The organism is Proteus sp. G2609 (genome assembly GCF_963896135.1).
Lineage (GTDB): Bacteria > Pseudomonadota > Gammaproteobacteria > Enterobacterales > Enterobacteriaceae > Proteus > Proteus mirabilis.
The window spans coordinates 1-4717 of the sequence record NZ_CAWQNB010000010.1 but is presented as its reverse complement, the minus strand read 5'-3'; the positions used below and the strand labels follow the sequence as shown (position 1 = coordinate 4717).

Sequence of the window (4717 nt, the reverse complement as noted above, 5' to 3'; positions counted from 1 at the left end):
GAATTTGCTTGGCGGCCATAGCGCGGTGGTCCCACCTGATCCCATGCCGAACTCAGAAGTGAAACGCCGTAGCGCCGATGGTAGTGTGGGGTCTCCCCATGTGAGAGTAGGGAACTGCCAAGCATCAATATTTAGGCTGTGTCAGCCGGTGACAATAAGCCACTAGTGCTGATATGGCTCAGTTGGTAGAGCACACCCTTGGTAAGGGTGAGGTCCCCAGTTCGAATCTGGGTATCAGCACCATAAAAAATTATTGATAACTACATAAACAGATAGTTATATACAGAATTTGCTTAGCGGCCATAGCGCGGTGGTCCCACCTGATCCCATGCCGAACTCAGAAGTGAAACGCCGTAGCGCCGATGGTAGTGTGGGGTCTCCCCATGTGAGAGTAGGGAACTGCTAAGCATTAAATAAGACGAGAAAGCCAACCCAATGGGTTGGCTTTTTTGCATTTGTTTTTCTTTATTCTTAATAATCATCACACCTAGAATAATATAGGTATCTTTTTAACTTACTTTTATTACCTACCAACAGCTCACTCGCGCTATCCTCACAACAGGTTGACTGCTAAACTAAGCTATCAGCTAAATGAGGTCGACTTTCATGAATGAACCTATTTCATTGCAATCATTTAATACATTTGGTTTGAAAGCCAATGCTCGTCATATAGAAACGGCAAAGAATACAGATGAACTCTGTCGGTACTGGCAAAATGCTCAAGACCAAAAACTGCCTATCCTTATTTTAGGCGGAGGGAGTAATGTTCTATTCACTGAAGATTTTAATGGTACGGTGATTAGAAACTGTATTTCTGGCATTGAAATTACAGAAGATGAGCAACAATGGCATATTCATGTTGGGGCAGGTGAAAATTGGCATAACCTTATAAAGAGCTTAATTGAAAAGCATATTTATGGGTTAGAAAATCTCGCTTTAATCCCTGGTAATGTTGGGTCTGCTCCCATACAAAATATTGGTGCTTATGGTAAAGAATTAAAAGACGTTTGCGCCTATGTTGATATTGTTGAGTTAAGCACTGGTAAAGTCACGCGTTTAACAAATGAAGAGTGCCAATTTGGCTATCGCGACAGTATTTTTAAACATCACTATCAGCAAGGTTATGCAATTATTGCCGTTGGCTTAGTGCTGAATAAACATTGGGAACCAATTTTGACCTATGGTGATTTAGCTAAATTATCACCAGAAACAGTCACACCACAGATAGTATTCGAATCTGTATGCGGTATGAGGACAAGTAAATTGCCGGATCCTGCTCTTACAGGTAATGCGGGTAGTTTTTTTAAAAATCCTATTGTTGATATAAAACTTGCGCAACGCTTAAAAAGTAAATATCCATTTTGCCCTCAATATGTACAACATAATGGTGTAAAACTTGCTGCAGGCTGGCTTATTGATCAATGTGGTTTGAAAGGTTATCAGAGCGGTGGTGCTGCTGTGCATACAAAACAGGCATTAGTGTTAATTAATAAAGAAGGCAAGGCAAGTGGGCGCGATATTGTTAATTTAGCAAGTTATATTCGCCAAAAGGTATTTGAACGTTTTGGGGTGCAATTAGAGCCGGAAGTGCGTTTTATTGGACGACATGGCGAAATTAATGCGGTGGATGCTATTTCATGAAAGAGACATCAACTCCTCTATTACTTATCGATATCCTTGCTGATGGTGAGATCCATTCAGGAGAACAATTAGGCGAAAGTTTGGGGATGACACGGGCAGGGATTAATAAGCATATCAAGACATTGCGTAGCTGGGGTATCGACATTCATACAGTGGCAGGTCAGGGTTATCAGCTAGATGCACCGATGAACCTGCTAAACAGTGAACGAGTCAATCGTGGCATTCAAGGTGCACCAGCTCGTGTGATACCGGTTATTGATTCAACTAACCAGTATATGATACAGCGTATTAGTGAATTAACCTCCGGTGATGTTTGTATTGCTGAATATCAATCTGCAGGGCGTGGGCGTAGAGGGCGGCAATGGATCTCTCCTTTTGGTCGTAATCTATATCTCAGTATGTATTGGAAATTGGATCAGGGACCTGCTGCAGCAATTGGGCTAAGTTTAGTTGTTGGTGTGATCCTTGCTGAAGTTTTACAGCAATTTGGTGCGAATGGTGTCAAAGTTAAATGGCCAAACGATCTTTACTTAAATGATAAAAAATTATCTGGGATCTTGGTTGAATTAACGGGAAAAACGGGTGATGTTGCGCATATTGTTACTGGCATTGGTATTAATATCGCCATGAGTAACAATCAAAAAGATGCTATAAACCAACAATGGATTAATTTAGAGCAGGTAGGGATAAAAATAGATAGGAATCAGTTGGCTTGTGAAATCACCAATGCGCTAAGAAAAGCATTTGTACAATTTGAAAAACAGGGGTTATCTGCTTTTATTGAACGTTGGAAAAGTTTAGATAATTTTATTGATAGGCGTGTTAAATTAATTATTGGTGACAAAGAGATCTTTGGTATCGCTAAAGGTATTAATGAGCAAGGGGCGTTACTTTTAGAACAAAACAATAAAATAGTACCCTATATTGGTGGTGAGATCTCGCTACGAAGTGCACCATAATTGGTTTATTTTGCTGCAATTTTCATATTAAAATATGCTCTCTAAAATAGGTAAAGAGAGCATATTTAAATTTAATCCGCCTATTTATAGGGTGAGAATTGATAATTTATCTATTCTCTAAATAGGTAAGATTTATTTACGTAATCTAACGCTTTTAACCGAATGGTTATCACCTTTAGTCATAATCAAGCTGGCTCTTTCACGGGTTGGTAAAATATTTTGCTTTAGGTTTAAGCCATTAATTTCTTGCCAAATGGAAGACGCGATCTCAATAGATTCTTCGCGACTCAGCTTGGAATAATTATTGAAATAGGATTCGGGATCGGTAAATGCCCCTTCACGGAATTTTAAAAATCGGCTGATATACCAGTGTTTCAATAATGCTTCATCTGCATCAACATAAATGGAAAAGTCGACATAATCTGATACAAAAACATTATGTGGATCATGAGGGTAGTCTTGATTACTCTGTAATACATTGAGTCCTTCAAGGATCAAAATATCGGGTTGCTCAATGACCTGTTTTTTGTCTGGAATAATGTCATACACTAAATGAGAATAGACAGGTGCAGTCACTTGCTTTTTGCCCGATTTAATATCAGAGACAAAAGAGACAAGACTATGCATATCATAGGATTCAGGAAACCCTTTTTTCTTCATTATTCCGCGTTTTTTTAATTCCGCATTAGGTAATAAAAATCCATCAGTGGTAATCAAATCCACTTTCCGATGTTCAGGCCAACGAGTTAGCAAAGCTTGAAGTAAACGGGCAGTCGTACTTTTACCCACCGCTACGCTACCCGCTATACCAATGATATAAGGAATTTTGGCGTTATTTGTGCCTAGAAACTGTTCTAAGACAGCCTGACGACGTAAATTTGAACTGATATAGAAATTTAACAACCTTGATAATGGAAGATAAATTTCAATGACATCATCAATTGAGATTTCTTCATTAATGCCTTTAAGGTCGGCAATTTCTGTTTCTGTTAATGTTAAGGGGACCGAATTCCTTAACGTAGCCCACTGCTTTCTATCAAATTCTAAATAAGGGGTTGTAAAGCGTTCTTTGTTATTCATAAGCCAACATCTGCCTAGTATTCGCAGGTTGGACAGGCTGTTTAAAACACCCGTATCCGATAAAAAATAAACAGCATCATAACGAGTGATGTGGCAGAGGCGTAGAGATTTTTTACTTTTTTTCTGCTTTTTTTGACGCGAACTGAATAAATTTGTAAAAAAAGTACAAAAAATAGTCATAAAAAATAAAAATAAGCGTAGAATAAAAGCGTAAAAATAATTCTTTTAGGTGAATTTTACTGTTTAGTGATAAATCTAGGATTGCAGAGAGAATATTGCGTTGGATTTTCTTTGATTTTTTTGCTGTCATTTTGGTCGTTTTTTTCCTAAAAAATCAACAATACATACAAAAATGAACAAAATCTAAGCAAAAGAACAAATATCGCAATTTTTTTGTTGCATCATGACGAAAGTCCTCCTAGAATGCGCACCACTTAGCCGGCATAGCTCAGTTGGTAGAGCAACTGACTTGTAATCAGTAGGTCCCGAGTTCGACTCTTGGTGCCGGCACCATTTAAAATTTAGATTTGGTGGGATACCCAAGCGGCCAAAGGGAGCAGACTGTAAATCTGCCGTCACAGACTTCGAAGGTTCGAATCCTTCTCCCACCACCATTAATTCCTTACTTAAGTGTTTTCAAACCGTGAACACTTGAGTAGAATACAAAGCTGATTTTAAGTCAGGTAGCCGAGTTCTGCGGGCATCGTATAATGGCTATTACCTCAGCCTTCCAAGCTGATGATGCGGGTTCGATTCCCGCTGCCCGCTCCAGATGTGCTGATATAGCTCAGTTGGTAGAGCGCACCCTTGGTAAGGGTGAGGTCGGCAGTTCGAATCTGCCTATCAGCACCACTCCCCAATGTTCTTGCCTTCCTGATTAAAAATCTTAACAAGCATAGCTAATCGCTAGTTTAATTACTGCTTGGTTGATGTGGTGTAACCACCGATTCCGTGTCTTAGAGGGACAATTTAAATGTCTAAAGAAAAATTTGAACGTTCAAAACCGCACGTTAACGTTGGTACTATCGGCCACGTTG

3 protein-coding genes, 5 tRNA genes, 2 rRNA genes and 1 pseudogene are annotated in these 4717 nt (G+C 39.2%); 10 read left to right on the top strand and 1 reads right to left on the bottom strand.

Annotation, left to right across the window (positions count from 1 at the left end; translation table 11 throughout):
• Positions 1-7: 7 nt before the first annotated feature.
• The 5 genes from rrf (AACV01_RS04235) (at position 8) to birA (ending at position 2600) form a co-directional block, all read left to right on the top strand.
• Positions 8-123: ribosomal RNA gene (rrf, locus tag AACV01_RS04235) — 5S ribosomal RNA — on the top strand.
• Between the two features lie 44 nt (positions 124-167).
• Positions 168-243 (top strand) — tRNA-Thr (locus AACV01_RS04230).
• A gap of 49 nt (positions 244-292) precedes the next feature.
• Positions 293-408: ribosomal RNA gene (gene rrf, locus AACV01_RS04225) — 5S ribosomal RNA — on the top strand.
• Positions 409-606: 198 nt separating this feature from the next.
• Complete coding sequence (murB, locus tag AACV01_RS04220) at positions 607-1641, top strand: UDP-N-acetylmuramate dehydrogenase (RefSeq protein ID WP_161682478.1); 1035 nt, start codon at positions 607-609, stop codon at positions 1639-1641.
• Positions 1638-2600, top strand: a complete 963-nt coding sequence (gene birA / locus AACV01_RS04215; RefSeq protein WP_017628848.1) for a bifunctional biotin--[acetyl-CoA-carboxylase] ligase/biotin operon repressor BirA — start codon at positions 1638-1640, stop codon at positions 2598-2600. Before murB ends, birA begins: the two co-directional genes overlap by 4 nt.
• Positions 2601-2732: 132 nt before the next feature.
• Here birA and coaA read toward each other — a convergent pair whose 3' ends face one another.
• Positions 2733-3680: a type I pantothenate kinase gene (gene coaA, locus AACV01_RS04210; RefSeq protein ID WP_004246971.1), complete on the bottom strand. Its 948-nt coding sequence runs from the start codon at positions 3678-3680 to the stop codon at positions 2733-2735.
• A gap of 437 nt (positions 3681-4117) precedes the next feature.
• On the opposite strand from coaA, the gene AACV01_RS04205 reads away from it, so the two are divergent.
• From AACV01_RS04205 to AACV01_RS04185, 5 genes and pseudogenes are all read left to right on the top strand, one after another.
• A tRNA-Thr gene (locus tag AACV01_RS04205) sits at positions 4118-4193 on the top strand.
• Between the two features lie 16 nt (positions 4194-4209).
• Positions 4210-4294: transfer RNA gene (locus tag AACV01_RS04200), tRNA-Tyr, on the top strand.
• Positions 4295-4376: 82 nt separating this feature from the next.
• Positions 4377-4451, top strand: a tRNA-Gly gene (locus AACV01_RS04195).
• A gap of 5 nt (positions 4452-4456) precedes the next feature.
• Positions 4457-4532, top strand: a tRNA-Thr gene (locus AACV01_RS04190).
• Between the two features lie 121 nt (positions 4533-4653).
• Positions 4654-4717 (top strand): annotated as a pseudogene (locus tag AACV01_RS04185) (GTP-binding protein); the annotation flags it as partial.